The sequence below is a fragment of the Embleya australiensis genome, from assembly GCF_051903075.1.
Lineage (GTDB): Bacteria > Actinomycetota > Actinomycetes > Streptomycetales > Streptomycetaceae > Embleya.
In genome coordinates, this window is sequence record NZ_CP182422.1 from 2,629,808 (window position 1) to 2,654,607 (window position 24,800).

The 24,800-nt window shown below is 71.7% G+C and carries 22 protein-coding genes and 1 tRNA gene; 13 read left to right on the plus strand and 10 right to left on the minus strand.

The features are described from left to right. Nucleotides 1-131: 131 nt before the first annotated feature. Nucleotides 132-1,031: a hydroxymethylbilane synthase gene (gene hemC, locus ACMXN5_RS11040; protein WP_439675092.1), complete on the plus strand. Its 900-nt coding sequence runs from the start codon at nt 132-134 to the stop codon at nt 1,029-1,031. A 54-nt stretch (nt 1,032-1,085) separates the two neighbouring features. Here hemC and ACMXN5_RS11045 read toward each other — a convergent pair whose 3' ends face one another. Then, entirely contained in the window at nt 1,086-1,562 is a 477-nt protein-coding gene (locus ACMXN5_RS11045) for a hypothetical protein (RefSeq protein WP_439675094.1), read from the minus strand. Nucleotides 1,563-1,843: 281 nt separating this feature from the next. On the opposite strand from ACMXN5_RS11045, the gene ACMXN5_RS11050 reads away from it, so the two are divergent. After that, nucleotides 1,844-2,392: a hypothetical protein gene (locus tag ACMXN5_RS11050; RefSeq protein ID WP_380028952.1), complete on the plus strand. Its 549-nt coding sequence runs from the start codon at nt 1,844-1,846 to the stop codon at nt 2,390-2,392. A 38-nt stretch (nt 2,393-2,430) separates the two neighbouring features. Here the strand turns inward: ACMXN5_RS11050 and ACMXN5_RS11055 are convergent, their stop codons facing one another. Continuing rightward, nucleotides 2,431-2,655: a hypothetical protein gene (locus tag ACMXN5_RS11055; RefSeq protein ID WP_395789659.1), complete on the minus strand. Its 225-nt coding sequence runs from the start codon at nt 2,653-2,655 to the stop codon at nt 2,431-2,433. Between the two features lie 132 nt (nt 2,656-2,787). Here ACMXN5_RS11055 and ACMXN5_RS11060 point away from each other — a divergent pair, with 132 nt between their 5' ends. Then, entirely contained in the window at nt 2,788-2,994 is a 207-nt protein-coding gene (locus tag ACMXN5_RS11060) for a hypothetical protein (RefSeq protein ID WP_439675096.1), read from the plus strand. Here the strand turns inward: ACMXN5_RS11060 and ACMXN5_RS11065 are convergent. Then, entirely contained in the window at nt 2,985-4,145 is a 1,161-nt protein-coding gene (locus ACMXN5_RS11065) for a nucleoside 2-deoxyribosyltransferase domain-containing protein (RefSeq protein WP_439675098.1), read from the minus strand. The two genes, ACMXN5_RS11060 and ACMXN5_RS11065, sit on opposite strands and share 10 nt — an antisense overlap. Nucleotides 4,146-4,334: 189 nt before the next feature. Here ACMXN5_RS11065 and ACMXN5_RS11070 point away from each other — a divergent pair, with 189 nt between their 5' ends. Next, on the plus strand, nt 4,335-6,041 hold the full coding sequence (locus ACMXN5_RS11070) for a protein kinase domain-containing protein (RefSeq protein WP_439675100.1): 1,707 nt from the start codon (nt 4,335-4,337) through the stop codon (nt 6,039-6,041). 60 nt (nt 6,042-6,101) lie between these two features. On the opposite strand, the gene ACMXN5_RS11075 is transcribed toward ACMXN5_RS11070, so the two are convergent. Continuing rightward, the gene (locus ACMXN5_RS11075; RefSeq protein WP_439675102.1) at nt 6,102-7,817 is read right to left on the minus strand and encodes a class I adenylate-forming enzyme family protein; all 1,716 of its coding nucleotides are present in this window, start codon (nt 7,815-7,817) and stop codon (nt 6,102-6,104) included. 1,063 nt (nt 7,818-8,880) lie between these two features. On the opposite strand from ACMXN5_RS11075, the gene ACMXN5_RS11080 reads away from it, so the two are divergent. Then, nucleotides 8,881-9,414, plus strand: a complete 534-nt coding sequence (locus ACMXN5_RS11080) for a MarR family winged helix-turn-helix transcriptional regulator (protein WP_439675104.1) — start codon at nt 8,881-8,883, stop codon at nt 9,412-9,414. Here ACMXN5_RS11080 and ACMXN5_RS11085 read toward each other — a convergent pair. Beyond that, a complete protein-coding gene (locus tag ACMXN5_RS11085; protein ID WP_439675106.1) occupies nt 9,411-11,681 on the minus strand; it encodes a RelA/SpoT family protein in 2,271 nt (756 codons plus the stop codon). The two genes, ACMXN5_RS11080 and ACMXN5_RS11085, sit on opposite strands and share 4 nt — an antisense overlap. A gap of 243 nt (nt 11,682-11,924) precedes the next feature. Next, entirely contained in the window at nt 11,925-13,061 is a 1,137-nt protein-coding gene (locus tag ACMXN5_RS11090) for a phosphotransferase family protein (RefSeq protein ID WP_395789671.1), read from the minus strand. A gap of 213 nt (nt 13,062-13,274) precedes the next feature. Between ACMXN5_RS11090 and ACMXN5_RS11095 the strand changes: the two genes are divergently transcribed. Continuing rightward, nucleotides 13,275-14,087 carry a phosphatase PAP2 family protein gene (locus tag ACMXN5_RS11095; protein ID WP_439675108.1) on the plus strand — a complete coding sequence of 271 codons (813 nt, stop codon included), beginning with the start codon at nt 13,275-13,277 and terminating at the stop codon, nt 14,085-14,087. A 286-nt stretch (nt 14,088-14,373) separates the two neighbouring features. Further along, nucleotides 14,374-15,039 carry an HAD family hydrolase gene (locus ACMXN5_RS11100; RefSeq protein ID WP_439675110.1) on the plus strand — a complete coding sequence of 222 codons (666 nt, stop codon included), beginning with the start codon at nt 14,374-14,376 and terminating at the stop codon, nt 15,037-15,039. 116 nt (nt 15,040-15,155) lie between these two features. On the opposite strand, the gene ACMXN5_RS11105 is transcribed toward ACMXN5_RS11100, so the two are convergent. Together ACMXN5_RS11105 and ACMXN5_RS11110 are read right to left on the minus strand one after the other, a co-directional pair. Then, nucleotides 15,156-15,362: a DUF397 domain-containing protein gene (locus ACMXN5_RS11105; RefSeq protein ID WP_439675112.1), complete on the minus strand. Its 207-nt coding sequence runs from the start codon at nt 15,360-15,362 to the stop codon at nt 15,156-15,158. Next, nucleotides 15,359-16,243, minus strand: coding sequence for a helix-turn-helix domain-containing protein (locus ACMXN5_RS11110; protein WP_439675114.1), 885 nt, complete (start codon nt 16,241-16,243; stop codon nt 15,359-15,361). The genes ACMXN5_RS11105 and ACMXN5_RS11110 overlap by 4 nt, the downstream gene beginning before the upstream one ends. A 303-nt stretch (nt 16,244-16,546) precedes the next feature. Between ACMXN5_RS11110 and ACMXN5_RS11115 the strand changes: the two genes are divergently transcribed. Both ACMXN5_RS11115 and ACMXN5_RS11120 read left to right on the plus strand, forming a co-directional pair. After that, a complete protein-coding gene (locus tag ACMXN5_RS11115; protein ID WP_439675116.1) occupies nt 16,547-16,849 on the plus strand; it encodes a hypothetical protein in 303 nt (100 codons plus the stop codon). Further along, nucleotides 16,846-17,397, plus strand: coding sequence for an ATP-binding protein (locus tag ACMXN5_RS11120; RefSeq protein WP_439675118.1), 552 nt, complete (start codon nt 16,846-16,848; stop codon nt 17,395-17,397). The genes ACMXN5_RS11115 and ACMXN5_RS11120 overlap by 4 nt, the downstream gene beginning before the upstream one ends. A 229-nt stretch (nt 17,398-17,626) precedes the next feature. Here the strand turns inward: ACMXN5_RS11120 and ACMXN5_RS11125 are convergent. After that, nucleotides 17,627-17,700: transfer RNA gene (locus ACMXN5_RS11125), tRNA-Lys, on the minus strand. 256 nt (nt 17,701-17,956) lie between these two features. Between ACMXN5_RS11125 and ACMXN5_RS11130 the strand changes: the two genes are divergently transcribed. From ACMXN5_RS11130 to ACMXN5_RS11145, 4 genes are all read left to right on the plus strand, one after another. Beyond that, the gene (locus ACMXN5_RS11130; protein ID WP_439675119.1) at nt 17,957-19,882 is read left to right on the plus strand and encodes a hypothetical protein; all 1,926 of its coding nucleotides are present in this window, start codon (nt 17,957-17,959) and stop codon (nt 19,880-19,882) included. Nucleotides 19,883-19,956: 74 nt separating this feature from the next. Beyond that, on the plus strand, nt 19,957-21,117 hold the full coding sequence (locus ACMXN5_RS11135; RefSeq protein WP_439675121.1) for a hypothetical protein: 1,161 nt from the start codon (nt 19,957-19,959) through the stop codon (nt 21,115-21,117). Beyond that, nucleotides 21,114-22,664: a hypothetical protein gene (locus tag ACMXN5_RS11140; protein WP_439675123.1), complete on the plus strand. Its 1,551-nt coding sequence runs from the start codon at nt 21,114-21,116 to the stop codon at nt 22,662-22,664. Before ACMXN5_RS11135 ends, ACMXN5_RS11140 begins: the two co-directional genes overlap by 4 nt. After that, nucleotides 22,655-24,004: a helicase gene (locus ACMXN5_RS11145; RefSeq protein ID WP_439675125.1), complete on the plus strand. Its 1,350-nt coding sequence runs from the start codon at nt 22,655-22,657 to the stop codon at nt 24,002-24,004. The genes ACMXN5_RS11140 and ACMXN5_RS11145 overlap by 10 nt, the downstream gene beginning before the upstream one ends. An 88-nt stretch (nt 24,005-24,092) precedes the next feature. Here the strand turns inward: ACMXN5_RS11145 and ACMXN5_RS11150 are convergent, their stop codons facing one another. Further along, nucleotides 24,093-24,428, minus strand: coding sequence for a hypothetical protein (locus ACMXN5_RS11150; protein WP_439675127.1), 336 nt, complete (start codon nt 24,426-24,428; stop codon nt 24,093-24,095). Nucleotides 24,429-24,800 lie beyond the last annotated feature (372 nt).

The window sequence follows — 24,800 nt, forward strand, 5'->3', positions numbered from 1 at the left end:
CGCCCGAAGGACACGGCGACTGGTCCGAACGACTGGCGGGCCGACCCCCCGCAGTCGCACATCCCCCCTGCGAGGTACCGGACTTCGCCGAAATTCGGCCGCGCGGCCGCCACGGCCATAGCGTGTCGCGTATGCAGCTCCGCATCGGAACCCGGTCCTCCCCCATGGCCCTCGCGCAGGCTCGGCTCGTCGCCGCCCTGCTGTCCGGACAACCGCACGAACCCACGATCGTCCCGCTGTCCACCAGCGGCGACCGCTGGGGCGGCAGCCTGGCCCGGCTCGGCGGCAAGGGCGCGTTCGTCAAGGAACTCGACCGCGCGCAGCTCGACGGGGAGGTGGACCTGGTCGTGCACTGCCTCAAGGACATCCCGGGCGACGTGCCGCTGCCCGACGGGCTGACCATCGCCGCCTACCTGCCCCGCGACGACGTACACGACTGCGTGGTCGGCGCGCGCCTGGCCGACCTGCCGTCCGGCGCCCGGGTGGGCACCAGCTCGGTGCGCCGCGCGGCGCAACTGCGGCGCCGCCACCCGGGGCTGACCCCGGTGCCGATCCGCGGCTCGGCCAACGGCCGGCTGGCCAAGCTGGACGCGGGCGAGTTCGACGCGCTGATCCTGGCCGTCGCGGGTCTGGAGCGGATCGGCGAACAGCGGCGCGTGGCCCAGATCCTGACCACCACTCAGATGTTGCCGGCGATCGGCGCGGGGGTGCTGGCGCTGCAGTGCCGGGTCGACGACGCGGCGACCGTGGCCGCCGCGCGGACCCTGGACGACGCGTGCACCCGCGCCTGCGTCACCGCCGAGCGCGCCCTGCTGCGCGAGCTGCGCGGCCACTGCCACAGCCCGATCGCGGCCCACTGCACCGACTCCGACACCGGCCTGACCCTGCACGCCGCGGTGTATTCCACCGACGGCGCGGATCTCCTGGAGGCCACCGACCACGGCTCGGAGCCGGACAAGCTCGGCGCCGCGGTCGCCGGCGAACTGCTCGCCATGGGTGCCCGCACCCTCATCGACGAGATCCCGCACTGACGAGACCGTCACCGCCACCCGATGGGGCGGCGGTGACGCGTCCGGCCGACTCCGTCACCCGGTGTTCAGGCACTTCTGCACGGTGCTCTGCAACTCGTCGGGCAGCTTGTTGGTGCGCGCGTACTCCTGGTCGAACGCGCTCATCTGCGCCTGGCTGTACTTGCCCTGCAGCTCGGTCAGCGTGCACTGGCAGTAGCGGGTGTTGTTGTTCGAGGTGCTGAGGCAACCGTTGAGGAAACTGGTCGAATACGACGACGACCAGTCACCGCCGCTGCCCGCGGAGGTGCCCGACGTCGGGGTGCCCGGCGCGGTGGTGCGCGGACGCGTCGCGGTGGGTCGGCCGGCGGTGGGCGTCGGCGAGGTGTCGTCCGTGGCGCGCGCGGTGGAGCTCTCCTCCCCCGACGGGCTCGGGCCGCTCGCGCTCTGCGTCTTGTTCACCCCCAGGCCGCCGAAACCGTCGTCCCCGCTCCCGCAGGCGCCGACGGCACACGTCAGCATCACCACGAGCAGTCCGACTTTCACAGTGCGCATATATCCCCCTAGAACGATGTGATCGTGACTCTCCTCCCCTCGCTCGACCGCCAACAAGGGGTTCTTTCCAGCCATTGCATAACGGTTTCGTCTTCGGATCGCCACAGCGCACACCGGCGCCGGCCTGGTTTACCGCTCGGCAAACTCTGACAAACCGGGCAACAACGTGCCGATCGTCACATTCCATGGCGTTTATCGGTCGAGTCTGTCCACTATGGACGGGTTGCCTCCCATCGAACGGAGTTGCCTCCCAGTCGGACGGCAGAAAGGAACGGCACACCATGAGCCTGACGCCCGAGCACGTGGCCGCGCTGCGCGGCCTCGCCGCCGATGTCTCGGCCCTCGGCGCCGAGGGTGCCCAGCGGCACCCCGCGTTCGCCGGTTCCGCCGGTTCGATCGCCGACCGCGCGGACGCGCTGTCCGCGCAGGCACCGCCGTTCCACAAGGTGGCGCTGCGCCGGATCGGCGACGCGCTCCGGGCCTGCGCCGAGTCCCGCGAGGCGGGCGATCCGGAGCGGGTCGCCACCACCCAGCGCACCGCCGCGCACCTGGCCGACCGGCTCGTCATCGCCCTGGACCGCTACGCCTCGGCCTCGCCGACCGCGACGCCGGCCACCTGCACCCGCTGCAACGAGCCGTACATCGCCCAGCTGATCCCCACCCAGCGGCGCTACCTCTCCCGGATCGACGCCCCCGTGTCGGGGCAGGTGTTCAACGCGTCGGGCACCACGTACATCGTCGAGCGCCACGTGTTGTGCGCGTTCGGCGGCGCGACCGACCCGGCCGGCCTGCCCGGCTTCGAGAACCCGGCCGACCTCGACAACGCCTGAGCGCAGGTCCCGGCGGTCGCACCGCCTGAGCACAGGTCCTAGCGGTCCTTCTTCAGCCGTCGCAGGTATTCACGTGTCCAGCCGGTGACCTTGGCCACCTCGGACTGCTTGACCCCCGCGACTATCGCCCGGATCGCCGCCCGCTTGAGTTCTTGACGCGCCTCTTCGTGCGCCTTCTCGGTCCTTCGGTAGGCCTTCGCGGCCCTGACCAGGCCCTCTTCGGCGGCTTCGGGGTCCGTGCCGTCGACATCCTTGTGATCCACATCGTCAGGATGCCATATATACGGCCACCCCCGTAGGCCAACACAGTTGACATTTACGGATCCAAGAAGGAAACTGGAGACCGAACCGAAGGTGAACGGAAGGTTAACGTCACCAGTCACGGAGGAAGCACCATGCTGAAGACCCTCACCGCCCCCGCCATGTGCACCCGTTGTGGCGAGCCGTATGTCGCGGCGCTCAGCCCGCGCTCGCTCGTCACCCTGCAGACCCCGGTGTTCCGCACCCCGGAGGTCGTCGGCGGCCGGTTGATGACGATCGACGACACTGTTTGCCTCGTCGAGCGCCACGCCCCCTGCACGGGTCTCGGCAACTACCGCTGATCCTCGGCGGCGGCCAGCACGGCCGCCAGCATCCCCAGCGTCGACCAATCGACGCGCCCATCACGCAGCAGTTCGCCGTACGTCGTGATCTCGACCTCGGTGCGCTCCCCGTCCCCGGCCACACCATGTGGACCGGGGACGTCGCGTAGCCGGGCCAGTTCGGCCTCGGTCAGCTCGGCCGACCACACGTGCGCGTGATGCGCGGCCAACGTCGCGGCGAGTTGCCGCGAGCCGTGCGGGCGCAACCGCTCGGGCGCCAGTACCAGACCGGTTTCCTGGCCGACCTCGGCGCAGCCGTCCTCGGCCGTGTACCCGCTGCCGCCGGGCACCTCGTGGACAAAACCGTCCTCGGTGCGCGCCGCCGAGCGGAATTCGCGCACCAGCACCACGGTGCTCGCCGTGACCGGCTCGGCCCGCCGGTACAGCACCACCGCCGCCACGTCCGGGCGACCGAGCACGACCTCGTTGTCCTTGACCCGGCCCGCCTCGGCGGCGATCGCGACCCGCACGTGCGCCGCCCACAACCACGTCTCGCCGCCGTGCCGCCACACCCACACGATCCGGCCGCCGAGCAGTGTGTTGCCGGCCGCCCGCTGGGCCGCGTACCAGTCGGCGAAGGCCCGGGTCCGCCACACGTCCAACGGGATGTCCAGTTCGCCGTCCGCCCGCGCCGCACCGGCGCCGAGCGCGTCGAGCACGGTGTCGATCGTCGCCGCCAGGGTGTCCCGTAGCGGCACGTCGTGGCCGAGCGCGTAGGCCCGCTGGTAGCGCACCTGCGGCGCGTCGGGCGGGGTACCCAGGACCGCGCGGCCCGAGTCCTTGAGCCAGCCCCACTCGTCGTTGGTGGTCAGCCCCGGCAGGTCGCGCAGATCGCGCGGGATCCAGAACAGCACCCGGTCGCTGCGGTCGAGGTTGCGCAACTCCCAGTCCCGCTGCACCCGGTGCGAGGGCCACGAGTGCCCGTCGGCGGGTTCGGGCACGAACACCACGAGCCGGCCCGGCCCGCGCCACCGCTCGCGGATCAGCTTCAACGCGGCCGGGCGCCAGGAGGCGACGTGCGAGGCGCGCGGCGTGGGTCCGGCCAGAAAGACGCTCGCGTCCCACTCCCGCGGGGCCTCGTCGGGCGAGTTCACGACAACGATCTCGGTCATGCCGCCGACGGTAGTGGGCCCGTACGATCGAAGGCGGGCCCGTCCGCGCCCCACGCCGACCGGCGACGACCGCGCGGAACCCGGCGGGACCCGGGCCCCGTCCCCGAGGCGATGTCGCATACGGTTCCCCCCACGGACGCCGCTACGAAACAATCACATCCACAGGGCGCGTACGGGGAGGCGTTTGCGGTGGCTCGGTTGTGGCTCGGCAGCCGGTATCGGCTGGACGAAAAGCTCGGCTCGGGCGGCAACGCAACCGTATGGCGGGCCTGGGATCGCAAGATGCAGCGCTTCGTCGCGGTCAAGGTGCTCAAGGAGTCCTTCGGCGGATCCAACAGCATGGACCGCTTCGGCCAGGAGGCGCTGATCCTCGGCCGGCTCTCCTCGCCCAACATCATCGTGGTGCACGACCGCGGCCTCAAGCAGGTGATCCGGCACCCCGGCGAACCGAACCGCACCCACCCCAGGAAGCCGCCCCCCGCCGGCCCGGAGAACGCCGCGCCGACGATCGCGCAGCGGCCGGGCGACGTCGCGACGCGGGTGTTCGACCACGACGCCGAGACGCTGCACGACGCGCAGGTGACCTCCGCGCTCGGCGCCGCATCCGCCGACATGCGGGAAACCGACGGCAAGGTCATGTACCTGGCGATGGAGCTGATCACCGGCCGCACCCTGGCCCAACTCGTCGCGGACGGCGCGTGGTTGCCGATCGGCCACGTGATCGGCTGGGCGATCCAGCTGTGCGACGCGCTCGACGTCGCCCACTCGGGCGACGTACTGCACCGCGACATCAAGCCCGCGAACGTCATGGTCACCTCGCGCGGGGTGGTCAAGGTGCTCGACTTCGGCATAGCGCGCTACATGCAGAAGGAATCCTCGCGCGCGGGCATCACCCTGCCCGGCAGCATGATCGGCACCCCGGCGTACATGGCGCCCGAGCAGATCCGCGGCGAAACGGTCGACGGCCGCACCGACCTGTACGGCGTGGGCTGTGTGCTGCACGAAATGCTCACCGGCGCGCCGCCGTTCGGTCTGGACCACCCGCACTCGACGATGCACGCCCACCTGGAGAAGCCGCCCGAGTCGGTGCGCAACTCCCGGCTGGAGGTGCCCGAGGACCTGGCCGCCCTGGTCCTGGCGCTGCTCAGCAAGCGGCCGGAGAATCGGCCGGCGAACGCGGCGGAGGTGCGGGATCGGCTGGACGACCTGTCCGTCAAGCCGCCGCGCAACCTCGCGCCGCAACCGTGGGGGGTGCCGGCGCCGGAGTCGGTCACGACGATCGACCCGCAGCCGACCGTGGACCAGCCGGTGCGACTGGTGCCGCCGCCGACCGGGCCGCGGCCGGTGCGGGCGAACGATTCGATCCAGGCGCTGCGGGACGAGATCGGGCGGCAGGTCCGGGCGTTCGGCCACGACCACCCGGAGACCCTGCGGATGCGCGAGCAGTTGGCGGACCGGCTCGGCCGGGACGGCGATCCGACGGCGGCGATGCGGCTGCTGCGCGAGGTGATCTCGGACAGCGGCCCGCTGCGCGGCGCGCTCGACCCGCGCACACTGCGGGCGCGGCGGCGGCGGGCGCACTGGACGGCGGCGGCGGGTCGGCCCGCGGAGGCGGCCAAGCTGCTCCGGAACCTGCTGCCGGACCAGGTGCGGGTGATGGGCACCGACCACATCGAGACCCTGCAGATCCGGCACGAACGGGCCCGCCGGGAGGGCGAGGCGGGCAACTTCATGACCGCGGTGCATCAGCTGCGCACGCTGATCTCCGACGTGATCCGGGTGCTGGGCGCCGAGCACCAGCTGGTGATCGAGTTGTGGGACGAACTCACCTTCTGGGAGCACCGGCTCGACGGCCACGGCGACCAGGGCGCGGCCCTGGCCCGCGACGGGTCCTGACCGGACGGCGGAGGCCGGGGCGGGCGCGGGCCTTCCCGAGTCGCCCGCGGCCGTCGTCCGTCACAGCGCCAGCATGTCCCGCAGTTCGCGCTTCAGCACCTTCCCGACCGCGTTGCGCGGCAGTGCCCGTTCGGTGAAGCGGACCAGCGTGGGCACCTTGAACGCGGCGAGCCGGCGCGCCACGTGCCCGCGCAGTTCGGCCGCGCTCGCCGCGCCGGGCACGTGCAGCCTCACCACCGCCGCGACCTCTTCGCCCAGGTCGTGGTGCGGCACCCCGACCACGGCCACCTCGGAGATCGCCGGGTGCTCGAACAGGATCGCCTCGACCTCGGCCGAGTAGACGTTCTCGCCGCCTCGGATGATCACGTCCTTGAGCCGGTCGACCACGTACAGCCGCCCGTCGGTGTCGACGTAGCCGAGGTCGCCGGTGCGGAACCACCCGTCGGGGAACGCCTCCTCGCTCTCCCGGGGCCGATTCCAATAACCCCGGACCACGTGCGGGCCGCGCACCCGAATCTCGCCCGTGCGGCCGATCGGCAGTTCCTCCCCGGTCAGCGGGTCGGCCACCCGCAGATCCGCGACCGGCACCGGATGCCCGACGCTGTCCGGGTGTTCGTAGTAGTCGTCGCCCGAGTTGACCACTACCACGCAGGTCGTCTCGGTCATCCCGTAGGCGTTCAGCGGGACGATCGTGTTGCCGGACATGCCGCCCACCAGGCCGACCAGGTCCGGCGGCACCGGCGAGCCGCCCATGCCCAGGCTGGTCAGACTGGACAGGTCGCGCCCGGCGCGCAGCGGCGACTCGACCAGTCGGCGCAGCAGCGTGGGCACCATGTTGGCGGTGGACAGCCGCTCGGTCTCGATCAGTTCGAGCGCGGTGGCGGTGTCCCAGTGGTGCATCAGGCACAACTTGGCGCCCTGGGCGGCGCCGATGTACAGGCCGGACAGGCCGGCGATGTGGAAGAACGGGTAGACCTGCAGGCTGCCCGGCGCGGGCGGGCCGGTCGGGGACCCGTCGGGCGCGGCCGGGCCCTTGGCCAGCTCGGCCGTGGGCAAGCCGGCGCGGGCCAGTGCGACGGCCCTGGTCAGCTCCATCGTGTGCAGGTTGGTGGTGTGGTTGTGGTGGGTGGCGACAGCGCCCTTGGGGCGTCCGGTGGTGCCGGAGGTGTAGATGACGGTCGCGTCGTCGAACGGCTCCGGGCCGCCGTCCGGCAGCGCGCACTCGCCGGTGAACCCGCGCAGTAGCGCCGTCAGGTCCGCCTCGCCGGCCGCCGGCGGCCCGTCGAGGCCGGCCACCAGGGTGGGCAGCGCGCCGTTCGGCCGCCCCCGGATCAGCTCGGCCCGCTCGTCGTCGCAGATCAGCACCGTGGTGCCGGAGTCCTCCAGGGCGAAGCGGAGTTCGTCGACGGTCCACCACGCGTTCAGCGGTACCGCGATCGCGCCGAGCACCTGGATCGCCCAGAACGCGAGCGGCCATTCGATCCGGTTGCGCATCGCGACGGCCACCCGGTCGCCGCGCCGCACGCCGTACTCGTCGGCCAGATGTCGGGCCAGGTGGGCGACGAGGCGGTGTTGTTCGGCGTAGGAGATCCGCTCGCCCTGGTAGACCAGCGCGTCCCGGTCGCCGTGGCCGATCAGGCCTTCGAAGACCGCGCGCAGCGTCGGCGGGGCCTTGCTCAGCACCCGCCAGGGAATGCCGTCGTGGACGACCTCCTCGATCGCGTAGGCCGATTCGGGTCCGGTCAGTTCGGCCAGGGCCTGTGTCCGATCCAGCATCCGGTGGGTCCACCTCCTGCACACTGCGAGCGACTGGTACCGGGGGTTGGGAGCGCATCAACGCTAATGCGGAGATCGCATCGCGGGAACCCTGGCAATCGACATGATCACCTTTGTTGGGCGCTTCGCGCCGGCTCGCGAGGGACCACTTTTCCGCTCCCCCGCTTCGCTCCTCCGCAGAAAAGCGGCCCCTCGCTCGGGGCCGGCTGTCCCTCCGCTTCGCTCCGGGCCATCCGGCCCAAGTTCTGCGGCTCCGCCGCTCTCCGCGCTGCGCGCGTCGATCACGCGGGCGGCCTGTGTCGGGGGCGCTGACGCGCCGACGGGGTTGCGCCGACGGCTCGGGTCGCCGGGGAGAGCCCGGGTCGCGGCGGTGGCCGTCTCGGGGGTGGTCCGCGTCGTGTCGGGGGCCGGGCGTCCCCGACCGCCACCCCCGTGGCGCGTCAGCGCCCACGACCCGGGCCACCCCCGGGATCGACGCGCGCAGCGCGGAGAGCGGCGGAGCCGCAAAGTTTGGGCTGGGTGACCCGGAGCGAAGCGGAGGGGCGCACAGCCCCGAGCGAGGGGCCGCTTTTTCTTGGAGGAGCGAAGCGGGGGAAAGAAAAAGTGGTCCCTCGCGAGCCGGCACGAAGCGCCCAACAAAAAGCAACGCCGCCGACGCGACCTCGCCGCCCCGCCCCGCTCACCCCGCGACCCGGCTACCCGTCTCGCTCACCCCACGACCCCGGCACCGCGCCTCACCACACCCCAGCACCACCCCGCTCACCCCACGACCCCGGCTCCCCGTCTCGCTCACCCCACGATCCCGACACCACGCCTCGCCCACCCCACGCCCCCCAGCACCGTCCCCGCCCACCCCGCGCCCCCAGCAACACGCCCGTTCATCCCACGACCCCGTCTCGCCCACCCCACGCCCCACCCCCGCCCCCGGATTTCCCCCACCCCCTCCGCGCCCCGTCCCCGTCCGAGGCCCCCATCCCCCACCCGGCGCAGCTTGTTGTGTTTTGCAACCGTTTCCGGCACGCTTGGCGCACATTCAGGGTGCGCGGTGATGAGGAGCAAGGCGATGTCGGACAGCGTTGAGCGGCGAGTGGTCCGTGAGGTCGGTGCCGCCACCCGGTTGATTCGACTGTTGATGGCTCCTCCGCTCCAGGCCGCGGGGATCACCCAGGCGGAGTTCCACCTGCTCGCACTCCTGGAGGAGCGCGGCACCTCGACCGGCAAGGAACTGGCCTGCCTGCTGAGCCTGGACAAGACCACGATCAGTCGGCAGTTGACCTCCCTGGAGGAGGCCCTGCTGATCGCCAGGGCCACCGACCCGACCAATCGCCGATCGCACCTGATCACCGTCACCGAGGCCGGCCGGTTGCGGCTCGCCGACGCGCGCCGGCGCAGCCTCGCGGTGATGGCGGAACGGTTCGCCTCCTGGCCCAAGGAGGAACTGGGCGCGCTCGCGGACCACTTGGCCCGCTTCAACGACGTCCTGCGCGGCGACGTGGCGGAGGCCGGCGCCGAGCCCGAACGCAACCGGCCGAGCCAGGGCCTGTCCGGCGGATCGGACCGGTCCCAGGACCTGCCCGGCGGATCGGACCGACCCTAGGGTCGGTCCGCCACCCTCGGGTGTACGCGCGGCCTCGCCCGGTAGACGTCGTAGACGCCCTGCACCCGGCGCAGCGCCCGGAGCAGCTTCGGGAGGGTGGCCAGGTCGGCCAGGCGGATCGTGTAGGTCTGTCGGACGCGCATCTGCTGCGGCGGCGCGATCGAGGCCGAGGTGATGTCGGCGCCCTCCGCGTCGATCGCGGCGGTGACGTCGGCGAGGAGGCGGGGGCGGTCCAGTGCCTCCAGTTGCAGGGTGACCCGGTAGCCCTGGTCGGCCTGGTGCGGCAGCCAGGACGCGGCGACCACGTCGCGGCCGGCGCGGCGCATCTGCTGGACGTTGGTGCAGTCGGCCCGGTGTACCGCGACCGTGCCGCCGCGGATCACGAAGCCCGCCAGCTCGTCCGGTGGGACCGGGGTGCAGCAGCGGGCCAGGCGGACCGGCGCTCCGGGCGAGCCCGGCACGCTGACCACGGCCTCGCCGGGGTCGGAGGGGGCCCGTCGGGTTCGGGCGGGGGCCTGGGCGGCGGCCTCGTCGGGCACGCCGGCCGACTCCGGGCGGCTCGCCGGGAGGGTCGGCGCGGCCTCGCCCGCGGCGGCCAGGTTGCCGAGCGGCGGGGCGAGCAGCGGATCCATCCGGCCCTCGATGCCGTTCGGATACTTGGCCAGCCAGGCCTCGATCGCCACCCGGGCCAGCGGGCTGCGGACGAACGAGAGCCATTCCTTCGACGGTGCCGCCGCACCGGGCGGAGCGGTGATGATGGACACCGTCTCGCCGTCCGCCAGGACCGAACTCAGCGCCACCAGGCGGCCGTTGATCTGCGCGCCGATACATCGGTGGCCGGTCTGCTCGTCGATCGCGTAGGCCGCGTCCACACACGTGGAGCCCGCCGGCAGGGTGAGCGGGCGTCCCCCGGGGGTGAAGACCAGGAGCTCGCGGTCCGCCGACAGGTCGGCGGTCAGCGAGCTCCAGAAGACGTGTGCGTCGGGGATGCCGCCCTGCCAGGCGAGCAGCCGGTGCAGCCACGCGAGCTGCTCGGGGGCGTCCGGCCCCGCCTCGGCTTTGCCGGTGTGTGCCACGACGCCGAACTCGGCCAGGCGATGCATACGACGGGTGCGGATCAGTACCTCGACCTTGTCGCCCTCGGGCAGCGTGATCGCGGTGTGCAGCGATTGGTACAGGTTGAACTTGGGGGTCGCGATGTAGTCCTTGAACTCGCCCGCGATCGGCGACCAGCAGGTGTGCAGTACGCCGAGCGCGCCGTAACAGTCGGTGTCGGCGTCGACCACGATCATCAGCCGGGAGAGGTCGAACGGGCTCAGGTCCTCGCGTCCGCGCCGCTTTTGTACGCGGCGCACGGATACGTGGTGCCGCGCGCGCGGCGATACCTCCGCCTCGATCCCGGCGTCGCGCAGCGCGCGTTTGACCGTCGTACACAGTTTCGACACGGCCTCGTCGGTGACCGCCTGGCTGGCGCTGACCGTGCGGGCCGTGGCGGCGTGCTCCTCGGGTCGGAGCGTGGCGAAGACGATGTCCTCCAGCTCCGACTTGAGCACGTGGATGCCCAACCGCTCGGCGAGCGGGATGAACACCTCCTGCGTGGCCTCGGCGGTGCGGATCTGGCTGGCCCGGCGGCGATATCGGATCGTGCGCATGTTGTGCAGCCGGTCGGCCAGCTTGATCACGGTCACCCGCAGGTCCCGACCGGTGGCCACGATGATCTTGCGCATCGTCTCGGCCTCGGCCCGGTCGCCCAGGTCGACCCGCTCCAGCTTGGTCACCCCGTCGACCAGGTGGGTGACGTCGTCGCCGAACGCCGCGCGCACCTCTTCGAGGGTCAGGTCGGTGTCCTCGACCGTGTCGTGCAGCAGCGCGGCCACCAGCGTGGTGGTGTCGGCACCCAGCTCGGCCAGGATCGTGGCCACCGCGAGGGGGTGCGTGATGTACGGCTCGCCGCTCTTGCGCATCTGCCCGCGGTGGGACAACTCGGCGACCGCGTACGCCTCCTGAATGGCCGTCACATCGGCCTTCGGGTGGTGCACGCGATGCACCTGGAGCAGCGGTTCGACCGCGTCCGGAGTGCGTCGACGGCTTCCGGTGAGGAACGTGACCGCGGCCAGACCCAGTCGTTGGATGGGTTGTTGGACAGGCCGGCGGGACAGTCGTCCGACGCGGTCGGACATGCTCCGGCTCGGAACGTCACCCTCGGCTCGCGGCGCACCCTTGGGCACACCGGCCCCGGCCGGCGGGTCGAGTCCCCCGATCGTCATGCGGCACCTCCGGCAGCTACCCCCGGAGTCGCCCCCGGTGATTCATGCTACCGACAACAACACGGACGGTGTCCGCGTGATGTCGCCCGTCACACACGATCACCCGCACGGGTCAGATGTGCCCGTCGCGGATGATGTGAAGAGTCCAGCCTAACCCCTCGGGATCTTGTCGGAGCGCACACCCGCCGGGCCCGGGGAGCGCGCCTGCCGCGATACGGGCGCGCGGGTGGTGGTGATGGGGCGTCAGTTATCTGCCGCGCGCTCCCAGTACGTGCCGGCCAGCATCGCCTCGATCAACCCCCGGTGCAGCACCGTCTCGTCGAGGTCGGCGGGCTGCTCGCGCTCGCCGAAGTGCCACTGGCGGTGCGCGATGCGGGCCATCACCGCGCCGTGCCGCACCGCCGCGTACATCTCGAAGTAGCGCATGTCACGCGGCGTGTGGCCGGTCAGCTTCTCGTACTGCGCGCACACGTCCTCGGTGCGCATGAAGTCGGGCAGGCCGGGCAGCCCGTAGCGGGTGGCGATGTCCTGGAAGAACGCGTGGATGAAGATCATCCAGGCCAGGTCCAGCTCGCGCGGGCCCACCGCGGCCATCTCCCAGTCCAGGACCGCGGTCGGCACGAAGTCCACGTACAGGATGTTGCCGATCCGGGCGTCGCCCCAGCTGATCACGTCCGGGCCGACCTCGGCCGGGAAGTTGTCCTCCAGCCATTGGAAGGCGCGATCCAGGAGCGGCACCCGCTGCCCCTCGATGCCCCACTCGTAGAACGCGCGCAGGTCGTCCAGGTGCCGGCGCAGCGCGATCTCGCCGGCGCCGTCGTATTGAAGGAAGGCGATCTCCTCGGGCGTGGTCTCGATCCCGTGGATCGCGGCCACCACGGCCACCGACTCCTCCTGGAGCCGGCGGCGCTGCTCGGGCGTGGCCGCGAGCATCCAGCCGTCGATCGTGTACGGCATCACGTCGGGCGGCGCGACGCCCTCGGCCCGGCGCATCACGAAGAACGGGGCGCCGAGCGGCCCCTCGTCCGGCTCGTTCCACAGCAGCGCGGGCACCGGGATCGAGCAGCGTTCGGCGACCAGCGTCATGACCGCGAACTGCTTGTCCATGTCGTAGCTGGGGAAAACCGGCTTGGCGTCCATCGCCGGCCGCATCCGCACCACGCAGCGTTCGGTGCGGCGCTCGCCGTCCTCGGTCCACGTCGCGTCGAACAGCAGCGTCTCGCTCGACATCCCGTTGCCCGACGGGGCGCGCAGCTCGGAGATCTCCGGCTCGGCCCCCTCCGGCAATCGGCCGGCCAGCCAGACCAGCAGTTGATCGTGCACCGTCGCCAGGTCCCGCGTGCTGGTCTGCGGACGGGTGACCTCGTCGGAGTCGGCCACGACAACCTCCGGTATCCACGTCGCGAACTGCGACCGGCGGTGCCGGACGTCCCTGCCGACGCCCGGTCCCCGCCCTGTCGGCGGCGTCCGCCCGACAGAAAAGTGAAACACGTTCTATCATGTGTGACACGTGTCATCAATGGCCGCGCGTGCCGATCCGGCCCGCGCCAGGGCGGTCCCGTATCGCTCCGGAGCGTGTTGCAAACTGGGTGGATGTCGTCAATCCCCGCCAAGGTCCGCATGCGTCCGCGCTGGTGGACCGAGTTGCTGCTGATCGCGGTGCTGTACGAGGTGTACTCGCTGAGCCGGCTCGTGGTCCGCGGCGACGCCGACGCCGCGGTGCGCAACGCCGAGCGAATACTGCACGTGGAGTCGCTGAGCCACCTGGACCCCGAGCGCATGCTCAACCAGGTCGTCTCGAACCACGTGTTCATCGGCGTGGTCTGCGACTACGCGTACGCGACGCTGCACTACGTGGTGACGCCGCTGGTCCTGGTCTGGCTGTGGCGCAGTCGCCCAGAGCGATACCGGGGCGCGCGCACGACGCTGGCCGTGGCGACGGTGGTCTCGCTGGCCGGTTTCATGCTCTTCCCGACCGCGCCGCCCCGGATGATCGAGGGCTTTACCGACACCATGGCGCACTTCGCGTCCTGGGGCTGGTGGGGCGGCGGGGCCAGTGCGCCGCGCGGGATGGAGCACATGACCAACGAGTACGCGGCGATGCCGTCGCTGCACGTGGGCTGGGCGGCGTGGTGCGGGTGGCAGGTGTGGCGGCACGGGCGCGGCCGGGTGGTGCGCGGGCTGGCGGTGCTCTACCCCTTGTTCGTGATCGTGGTGGTGCTCGGTACCGGGAACCACTACCTCGCCGACGTGGTCGCGGGCCTGGCCGTGATGGGTCTGGGCGCACTGGCCTCGCCGTGGGTGGTGCGCGGGCTCGACGGGTTGCGGGGTGGGGTGGCGATGCGCCGGCCCGGATCGGATTCCGCTGTCGCGGTGATCGATTCCGGCCACAAAGAAGCTGCCTGACGCCACCGCCAGGTAACGGACAAAACGATTTCGGTCGAGATCCACCGGATCCAACCTCGGAACGACGCCGGGCCTGCGGGCAGACGGTACCTTCTGGATGGCCCCACGCCCGAGCGCACGGCAAGGATTCCGCCATCGGGCGCACGCCGATCGGACAAGTCGCCACAACGGCGGACGAATCCGATCGGGCTCGGCCTGACAGGCCCATTTCTCGCCTGGCGGACGAAGGGGTTCGACGCACGGGCACAGGACACGGGGCCGGCAGGCGACGACAGCGGGAGCGGTAATGCGGATCAGCGCCGTGGTGTTCGACGTGGGCGAGACCCTGGTCGACGAATCGCGCGAATACGGCACGTGGGCCGACTGGCTCGGGGTGCCCCGACACACCTTCGCGGCCACCTTCGGGGCGGTGATCGCGCAGGGCCTCGACTATCGCGAGGTGTTCCAGCGCTTTCGGCCCGGCTTCGACCTGACCGTCGAGCGAGCCGCGCGCGCCGAGGCGGGCTTTCCCGAGTGGTTCGGCGAGGAAGACCTCTACAACGACACCCGCCCCTGCCTCAAGGCGCTGCGCGACCAGCGCCTGTGGCTGGGCGTGGTCGGCAACCAGACGGTGAACGCCGGCATCATCCTGCGCGACCTGGAACTGGGCGTCGACCTGCTCGCCACCTCCGACGACTGGGGCATCAGCAAACCCGAGCCGGCCTTCTTCGAACGCCTGGTCGCCGAGTGCCCGTGCCCGGCCGAGGAGATCCTGTACGTCGGCGACCGCCTCGACAACGACGTCCGCCCGGCCCACCAGGCGGGCCTACGCACCGCCCACATCCGCCGAGGCCCCTGGGGCTACCTGGTAGCCGACGACCCGGAACTGATCGCGGTAACCGACTTGCGCCTGCAATCCCTCAACGAACTCCCGACAGCCATAGCCCGCATCAACGGCACCACGGAGCGATAGCGGGGCCCGGCGCTCGAGGCCGCCGGCCGGAGGCGACCACCGAGCGCTCGCGGACGGCGGGCAGCCCCGGCCCGGCGCGGGGTCGGGACTGCTTCCCGGCTCGCCGGATGCATGCATCAGGACGCGTCGAACCCGCCGCACTTGGCACCCACGATGAACGCGCGCCACTCATCACCGGCGAAACGAAGGATGGGGCCGGATTTGTCCTTGCTGTCACGTACCGCGCGCCCGCCGTCGCCCGTAACGCAGGTTTCGACGCAGTTGGCGTCCCCGTTGCTCCGGGTGCTCTTACGCCAGACCGCGCCCGTCAGGTCATCGTTCACTTGCCCAACTCCTTTATTGCCGCCTTGATGAGGCGCGTACTTCCTGCTTGATCAAGCGCCGCCCGCTTGATCGCCGTGAACGCTGCGTCGTAGCGTTCGATCTCGTTCGGCTTGTCGAGATAAAGCGCACCTGTGAACCCGTCCACGTAGACGGTGGGAGGCTCGGTGTACTTGCCGTCACCCTGAACAGGGAAGCGCATGATGACGAACGGGCCGCTCATGACACCGTGATGCAGGCCCGCCCCAAACGGCACGATACGGATACCGACGTTGTCCAAATCCGCCAGTTCGACGAGTCGTTCCAGTTGCGCCCGCATGATCGCCTTGCCGCCGACCGGTCGCCGCAGGACGGACTCACTCAGCACAACATCCACCGTGGGTGCTGCCGTTACCCGGGTGAGCAACGTCTGACGTTCGATGCGCACATGAGCGCGCCGTTCGACCTCGGCTTCGTCGCGTTCGGGATTGCTCTCCTTGATCAACGTCTTGGCGTAGTCGGCGGTTTGGAAGAGTCCGGGGACAAGGTCCGACTCGTACCAGTCGAGCGACGACACCGCTTCTTCCAGCCCGATGTACAGGTCGAAGGACTCGGGGATCACGTCGCCGTACGCATGCCACCACCCACGTCCCTTCGTCTCCTTGGCAAGTCCCATCAAGCCCTTGGTCAGTTCCTCGGATGCGCCGTACACCTTGCACATGGCTTCGACGTCAAGGCTGCGAAGCGACGTCTGACCAGTCTCGATACGCCAGATCTTCGGTTCCGACCACTCCAACTTCGCTGCCGCCGCCCGCACCGTCAGCCGTGCCCGGCCGCGCAGTTCGCGAAGGTGTCGACCGAGTTGCCTGCGCGGGACCGTCGAACCTGTTGTTCCCTCTGACACGCCTGCCACCCTCCTACATTTCGTGGGGGTCTTACATCCGCTATGTAATCACCTGAATATTCGATTCGCAATGACGAATTATTGTTCGAAGATTAATTCTCGTTGGATCCGAAATGTAGTCTTGCATTACGGATAACACAGTGCTTCACTCGATTACGCGCCGTATCCGCATGGATGCCGCCGCGTGACCGGGAGCACCGCACGACGTGGATGCGATCGTCGTTCGGGTCCTGAGAAGGGAGCACCGTGAAGCCCGTTATGTATGGTTACCTGCGTGTCCGACCCGACATGGACGACCGAGCCGTGACCGACGCCACCGAGCAACTGGCCACCGTGGCGCGCGATGAAGGCTTCGCCTTGAAACGGGTCTTCCTGGAACGAACGATCTCGAGTTCGGACACTTGGACCTGCCTGGCGTCGCACTGCCTCGAAGACGGTGTGCACGACGTCGTGGTCCTGGATGCCGCCGACCTCTTCCACGAGCCCCAACCCGTGCCGATCCTGCGCGAACTCGTCCAAGAGATCATCGGCGGCCGGGTGTGGTCGGTGAAAGAGGCGACCGCCGCGCGCCTGACGGCGGCCGGACGGCGGCCCGACGCATCATGATCGGGACGCGGCCTCGATATGTCGCCAACATCTGGCTTGCGGCCGTTCCGACCGCCGTTACCTGCTCCCGCGTCTTCGTCAAGCACACCCTGGCGCAGTGGGGCGTGCCCGGTCTGTATGACACGGCCGCCTTGGTCATCACCGAGTTGGTGACCAACGCCGTCAAGGAGACCGGCGTTATGACACCGGCACCGTCATGGGAGGAGATGGAGGGGCTGAACATCGTCGACGTGCGCGTGCTCGGCTTCGTCGACCACGTGTCCATCCACGTGTGGGACGCCTCGCTCAACCCGCCCGTCATGTCGAGCACGGACCCGGCCGGGGATGCGGTAGGTGGCCGTGGCCTCATCCTCGTTGACGAATTCTCCCAACACGTCGGCCATTTCTTTCCGAAAACGGGCGGCAAAGTGGTCTACGCCGATCTTTCTTTGACCAACGTGGCCACGCGACTTCCGCAGCGTGCCGGCAAAAGGCATACGACCATCGACTTCCCCGAAGCCGACGTCGCTCTCCTGCGCGAACTCCTCGCCGGGCTGAGCAAGCTCTGAGGACGGCGGGTGAATTCCGGGATGATGACGACTGCAATCGGGTCCGTGTCGCTTGCATCGACAGGGCACGGAGATACCGGCGGCCGTCGCCTGGCCGGAGTGGCGACCGCGACCCGAGAGGGCTGCGGAGGCGGTGGGGTCGGCAGTCGGCCGAGGCGTCGGGTGGCGGGAACGGCGAAGGGCGCCCTTCCCGTGGGAAGAACGCCCTTGCCCTACAACTACCTTCCGGTGCGCCGCCAGGGACTCGAACCCCGGACCCGCTGATTAAGAGTCAGCTGCTCTAACCAACTGAGCTAGCGGCGCTTGCGTTGCGTGGGAAACATTAGCAGGGGTCGGCGGTGATCGAAAATCGACACCCGGGGACCGGGCTCGACCGGGTCCGGGGGCGCGCGGGGAGCGTATCGAGGGCGCGCAAGGTCCCTCGAAGGACTTCTTTGAGGACACGGGGAGGACGCCGCTTTCCGGACATCCGCAAAGAGGTCCCCCGGCCGGTCTCACGGCGGGTACCGTCGGCATCACAGCCTGCACAGCACACCGCACGCGTGAACCGGGAGGGCCGATGGCCATGCGGCAGGGGGCCGGTCCTTCGTCCGGGAATGTCCGGCTCAAGGCCCTGCGGCACTCGCATGGCTGGGTTTCCCAGCAACAATTGGCCGACGCGTTCGAGAAGAAGGCGCTCGAATGCGGCCTCCGCCTCGGGGTCAGTGTGCGGCAGGTGCGCCGGTGGGAAAGCGCCGATCCGCCCTGGCCGACCCCCGATTATCAGCAGGTCCTGCAGGCTTTGTTCGAGCGGCCGCTGACCGATCTCGGGTTCACCCCGCCGTGGCAGGCGGAGCTGACGGCGGAGTACGGCGAGGGCTATGCCGAGGGGCATGCCGACCGCTACCCCGAGTCGCAGCCCGTGCTCGAGCAACCGGCGCCGCCGAGCCTGCCCGCGCCCGCCCGCGAGGCCGGGTGGGCGTCGGAGCTTTCGGAGCCGACCGGCTACGGCGAGGCCCGGGTGCGCCGACAACCGCCACCCCCCGGCGGCAGCCCGCTCGGGGGGGCGATGGCGCTGCCCGCCCGCACCGCGCCCCCGGCGCCGCCCTGCCGCACCGCGCCGCCGGCCATCCCCGGCCGCACCCCGCCGCCCCCGCCCGGTCGCCACGTGCCGCCGCCGCGATCCGGTCCGGTGCCGCCGCCGGGGCCCGTACCGCCCCCCGGCCTCGCGCCCCCACCCGGCCCGGTGCCCCCGCCCGGTATCGCGCCGCCGCCCGGCCTCGCGCCCGTCCCGGCCCAGGCGCCGCCGTTCGAGGACGGCCCCACCGTGGTCGACGGCCGCCGGCTGGAGGGCGACCGGCCCCGTGACCTGCCGGTCCGCCCACCGCTGCGCGTGATCGGCCCCCGCTCCGTCGAGCCGCCGACCCGGTCCCTGGAGATCGCCACCCCCGCCGTGCTGCGCCAGCTCCTGCGCGACACCCCCGACCCGGGCCCGCTGGCCGTGCCGCTGCACTCGCGGGCCGGCCAGCTGACCGTGGTCGGCGCCGACCAGTACGCGATGCTCACCCGGACCTACCGGCAGATGTACTGGGTCGCCCCCGCCGCCATCGCCTACCCCTCGGTGATCGCCCACGTGCGCCTGGGCACCCAATTGCTCGCCGCCCCCGGCCCGGCCCGGGCCCGGCGGATCCTGGGCGCATCGCTCGCCGAGACCGCGATGCTGGCCGGCCGCATGGCCTTCTTCGACCTGAACCGCCCGCACGACGCGCAGGACCACTACCTGGTCGCCTACCGGGCCGCCAACGAGGCGGACGACACCCTGCTCGCCGCCGCCGTACTCGCGCACACCGCCTTCATCCCCGCCTTCGACGCCGCCCCCACGGCCGCGGCGGACATCCTCGACTTCGCCCGCAAGACGGCTACGCGCGATGCGCCGACGGTGATGCGCGCCTGGTTCGACGCGGTGCAGTCCGAGTTCGAGTCGCTGCGCGGCACCCCCGAACGCGGGCTGCACCTGCTCGACCGGGCCGAGGACCTGCTGTGCCACCCCGACAACACCCCCACCCCGCCCTGGCTCGACTTCTTCGACGCCTCCCGGCTGTGGGGCTTTCGCGGCAAGGCCGAGCTCACCGCGCGCCGGATGGACCAGGCCCAGGGCTCGCTCAACGACGCGCTGCAGAACCTGCCGCCCAACGGCGACAAGCAGCGCGCGGTGATGTACGCCGACCTCGCCGAGGCGGCCTTCCAGGCGGGCGACGTGGACGAGGCGTGCGGCCGGCTGTTCCAGTCCATCGACATGTTGCGGATGCACTGGTACTCGATGGGCATGGACCGGGTCCGGGAAACCCGCAAACAGCTGGAGCCGTACAAGAGTTCGGTCGCGGTGCGGCAACTCGACGAGGCACTGGCGTCGTTCTCCGAACTCGCGCCCACCGACGAGACCGGCTTCGTGGCCCTGCCCTCGGCCGAGGAACAGCGCGTCGAGCGGCGCGGCGATCGGCGCTGAGTTCCGCCTGTCGGTCACATGGTCCACACTGACCCGGGACCGGACGGTTCGACGACGAAAGCCGTACACGAGACATGCGCACGACGGGTACGACCGGCGCGATCGCCGGCAGGCTGGAGCAGTTGCGCGGCGAACTGCCCACCCGCAATCACAACGCCCGCACGGTGGCCGCCCTCGCGGCCAACCCGGGCTGCGCCCGCCGCGGCGTGCTGGACGCGGCCGGCATCGAGAAGACCGTACTGGCCGAACGCCTCGGCTTCCCCGCCCGCTACGGCCGCTCCCCGTTCGCGATCGGGCGCGGCAACGTGTTCGAGGCGCGGGTCAAGGCCGACGACGGGCGGGAGCTGCGCCGCCTCCTCGCCGAGGTCCTGGGCGCCGACCCCGACGCCGGCGCGCTGGTGGACGTGGATCGCGACGAGGACGCCCCCACGGGTCCCACCGGCCGACGCGACCGACCCGGCCGCGAGGAGCGGGTCGCCCGCACCCGCGAGGCGCTCCTGCGCGCGGCGAGCGGCGACCCGGACGCCTGCGCGATCCTGGACCACCCGCTGCTCCCGCTCGACGTGGCCGGCCGGCGCGCCTACCTGGAACCCGACGCGATGGCCTGCCGGGTGGCCGGCCGACTGCACGTGGTGGAGATCAAGTCCTTCGCGATCATCGACGGCTCCGCCGACCCGGGCAAGCTGGCCTCCGCCACCCGACAGGCGGCGGTGTACGTACACGCCCTGCGCGGGCTTGCCGAGGAGCTGGGCCTGGACCCCGAGTCGGTGTCCACCGACATCGTGCTGGTGTGTGCCCAGGACTTCGCCAACCGCCCGATCGCCGTGGTACTCGACGTACGCCGTGAACTGGCCACCACCCGGCGGCGGTTGGCCCGGCTGTCCGGGGTCGAGGAGCTGTTCGCCGAACTCCCCGAGGGGCTGACCTTCGACGTCGCCGAGGAGCGGGTCGGCGCGGCCGTCGCCCGGGTGCCCGCCGCCTACCTGCCCGACTGCCTGTCCGCCTGCGAACTCGCGCTGTTCTGCCGGGACGAGGCCCGTGGTTGCGGCACCGGCGGCGGCGTGGGCGCGCTGGGCACCTCGGTGCGCGGCGCGCTCGGCGGCATCGACGACATCGGCACCGCGCTGGCGCTCGCCGACGGCACCCGCGCCCCCGAGCCCGGCCAGGAGGACGTGGCCCGGCTGCTCCGACGCGCCCAGGCGCTGCGGCACGAGGCGCTGGGCGGTGTCGGGTGAGCACGATCGCCGCGCTCGGCCGGTTGCGCGCCGCCGCGACCGGATACGCGCAGCCGGCGGCGACGGTGCGCCACCGGCACCTGTCCGCGCGTCCGGTGGTGCTGGTGCCGTATGTGCTCGCGGGCGAGGCGTTCGCGCCGCTCGCCGCGCTGGTCGGCACCGATCGCGACCGGCCGCACCTGCTCGCCGTACCACAACCGCGCGACCGCGACCGCCGGTTCGCGCACGCGGCGGAGCTTGCCGGGCAACTGCTGCCCTACCTGGGCGCGTTCGCCGCCGAGACCGAGACGATCGAGCGCCGCGGCGACGATCCCTACGAGCGCAGCCTGGACGCGCCGCAGGTGCTGGTGCCCACCGCGGGCGGGATCGAGTACCTGCGCCTGCTCGGCCGCTCCACCCGATTCCGGCGCACCGACGGCGAGTTCGCGGTGCCGGCCGGGGTGCCGCTGCTCGGCCGGTGGAGTACCTGGCTCGCGGATCGGGCCGGTGTACCCGGATCGAGCGTGCTGCTCGCGATGACCGACCTGCTCACCCAGGCGTGGGCGACCGGGCAGAGCGCGATGGAGGACGGCGACCTGGCCTCGCTGCTGGCCTGGATCGACCCGCCCGCCGGTCGACGCGGGGACGAGGCGGCGCGGGAGGCGGAGGGTGGTCCGACGGCGGGCCCGGCGACCGATCCGGCGTTCGACGAACGACTCGTACCGCTGATCACCGCGTTCGACGAGGCGGTGGCCACCGGGCGGGAGTCGGACGAGGACGAGGACGCCGCCGATCGCGAGCGGCGGGCCGAGCAGGCGATCCGGGACGCGCTGGCCGCCGAGTTGATGCCCACCTGGGATCGTATGTGGCGCGGCGTGGACCTGCTCGCCGCCCTGCCGGCGGGCGCGTCGGTGGCCGGGCGCTGGGAGGCCGACCGGGCCTCGTACAGCTTCTTCGCCGCCGACCTGGCCGACCCCGAGTCGCGTCCGCAGCCCAGGGTGCCCGGCGCGATCTCGGCCGCCGCGCAACTCGCGGGCCGGGAACGGGCCCAGGCCCGGCTCGACGCCGAACAGGTGCGCGACGACCCGCTGTTGATGGCCGCCGTGCGGCTGGCCGGCGAGGCATTCCGGGGCGAGCTGATCGCGGTGGACGCGGAGCGCATGGTCACCGAACCGGGCAAGAAGACCGCCCGTCCCCGGCCGCTGCTCGTCTTTCGTACCGAGGACGAGCCGCTGTTCGGACCCGGTACCGAACTCGCCTGCGTGGAGCGCCCCGACGCGAAGGCCCGGGTGCTGGTCAACGAACCCGGCCGGATGGAGCTGGAGTTGTTCGGCGGGATGGGCGGCGGCAAGGCGCCCAAGCCGGGGAGCGTGCCCGAGCGGGGCGAGGTGTTGTGCTGGACCTCGCTGATCGCCGAGTTCCGGCGCAGCCCCGACTGGCCCGCCGTCGAGGACACCCCCTGGACGCACGGCGGCCCGCCACCCGAGCCGCGATCGGAGCAGGAGCCGGGCTCGGAGACCGCGACCGGATCCGAGCCGGACGACGACGCGTTGGAGGAGTGGTCGTGACGACCGCGCACACCCGCGCCCCGCAGGGCGACCCGGCCGCGCTCGCCGCCGCCGCGACCGCCGCGGTGCTCGCCGACCTCGGCTCGGGGGCGCATCGCGGCGTCGTGGTCGACTCGCCGCCCGGCGCGGGCAAGTCCACCCTGGTGGTGCGCGCCGCCGGCGAACTGGCCGCGTCCGGCGAGCGGTTGATGATCGTCGCGCAGACCAACAACCAGGTCGACGACCTGCTGGTCCGGCTCGCCGAGGAGCACCCGCGGCTGGCCGTGGGCAGGTTGTCCGCCACCGGCTACCGGCTGCCGCCCGCCCTGCTGGGCACCTCGGTGTCGAACGCGGAGAAGGCCGAGGCACTGGACGCCTGCGCGGTGGTGGTGGCCACGGCCGCCAAGTGGGCGCTGGTCCAGGACCGGCGCTGGCCGTGGGCGATCGTGGACGAGGCGTACCAGATGCGCTCCGACGCACTGCTTCTGGTCGCGCGGCTGTTCGACCGGGCGTTGTTCGTGGGTGATCCCGGCCAGCTCGACCCGTTCGCCACCGTGGACACCTCGCGCTGGCACAGCCTGAGCTACGACCCGTCGCAGAGCGCGGTGGTGGTGCTCCGCCGGCACAACCCGGACCTGCCGGTGCACCGACTGCCGGTGTCCTGGCGGCTGCCGGCGAGTGCGGCGCCGCTGGTGTCGGACGCGTTCTATCCGTTCACCCCGTTCCGCTCCGGGACCGGCCCCGGCGAGCGTTCGCTGCGCTTCGAGGCGGCGCGGGAGCACGACGCGTACGACACGGTGGTCGATGTCGCGGCCGGGTCCGGGTGGGGGCTGCTGGAGTTGCCCGCGCGGTTCACCGGGGCGGCCGACGAGGAGGCAGTACGGGCGGTGGCCACGCTGGCCGCGCGGCTGCTCGCGCGCGGCGGGACGGCGGTCGGCGAGCGTACTCCCGACGGGGTGCCGCTGGACGCGTCCCGGATCGCGATCGGGGTCAGCCATCGCGAGCAGCGGGCCCGGGTCGAGTCGGCGCTGCGCGACCTCGGCGCGACGGAGATCGTGGTGGACACCGCGAACCGGCTCCAGGGCCGCGAGTTCGACGTGACCGTGGTGCTGCATCCGCTGTCCGGGCGGCGCGACGCGACCGAGTTCCACCTGGAGACGGGACGGCTGTGCGTACTGGCCTCCCGGCATCGGCACGCGTGCCTGGTGGTGGCCCGGGCGGGTATCCCCGAACTGCTCGACGCGCATCCGACCGCGAACCCGGTGCACCTCGGCGTGCCGGTGTCGTTCCCGGACGGCTGGGAGGCGAACCAGGCGGTGCTGGCCGAACTCGGCAGGCATCGGGTGCCGCTGACACCCTGAGCACGGGTACGGCTCCCGCGGCGTGCGGCTCGGTGTCCTCCCGCGCGAGCGCCGGCCGCCCCCTCCGGCCGGCGTTCCCGACCGTCCGCTACTCGCCGCGCTCCAGCAGCAGCTGTCGGCCGTGCTCGATCATCTTCGCCGTGTACTCCTCGCCCCATCCCGCGCGCGCCGCGACCTGAGCCGTCGTCAGATGGTCGAACCGATTCGGGTCCGCCATCCGCGCCGCCGCCATCGCCTGGTAGTCCACCGCCCGGTCGGCCGCCGCCCGGAACGCCTCGGCCAGGTCGGTCGAGCGGGTCAGCACCTTCTGGGGATCGGTCAGATCGTCCAGGTCGAAGAAGCGTTCGTCGGGCGGCTCGGGGACCGAGGGCTCGAACAACAGCGGCACAGGCCGCATGCGGGGCTTGCGCGACTCGGACGGCATGCGCGGATTCCTTCCGACAGGGCAGACGTGCTGACGACGAAAACGGACGGGGGGAAGCAGCGGGAATCGGCCGATCCGAGAAGATCGGCAAGATCCCGTGCCCTTGCCATTGTCGCCAACCGGGCGCCATGCGAAAGACCCTTGCCCGAAAGAGGGACGCCTGTCCGGGCGGCGCTCGGATAAACCCCGAATCGGGCGGGTCGGGGGGCCGATTTCGGGGGTTGGCCCGGGTTCGACCGGGGTTGGGTCCGGGCTGTATCGGGCTGCGGTCCGGCTTCGGCGCGCCTGCGGACCGGCTGTGGCGCGGCTGCGGCGCGGCTTGGGCGCGCCTGCGGACCGGCTTCGGACCGGCTGTGGCGCGGCTTGGGCGCA